This is a genomic window from Streptomyces sp. SP17BM10 (genome assembly GCF_036322405.1).
Lineage (GTDB): Bacteria > Actinomycetota > Actinomycetes > Streptomycetales > Streptomycetaceae > Kitasatospora.
Genome location: NZ_JAQYXB010000090.1, coordinates 1 through 308, shown reverse-complemented (window position 1 = coordinate 308; position 308 = coordinate 1). Strand labels below are relative to the sequence as shown.

General features: G+C 65.3%; 1 protein-coding gene. It reads right to left on the bottom strand.

The window, feature by feature from the left end; genetic code table 11:
- The coding region (locus tag PUR71_RS00345; protein WP_329924264.1) for a non-reducing end alpha-L-arabinofuranosidase family hydrolase at positions 1–308 on the bottom strand (308 nt) is incomplete at both ends.

Genomic DNA, 308 nt, shown 5'->3' with positions numbered 1-308 from the left:
TCGGTCATGACGGTGGTGTAGGAGGAGCCGAAGTTTCCGGGGAAGTTGCCGATGGGCATGCTCGCGCGGTAGATGCTGCCGTTGTCGCCGGCGAAGAACAGGTACATGTTCTGGTCGTCGGCGATGAGGGTCTGGTCGATCGGGGCGGCGCCGGGGATGCCGCCGGTGAACAGTGGCTGGGGTGCGGACCAGCCGTTGGGGTTGGTGGGGTCGCTGGAGGTGCGGTAGATGAAGGGCCATTGACCCCACTGGTAGGCGAGGACCCAGATGTTCTTGGGCGCGAAGTAGAACAGGGTGGGCGCCACCGC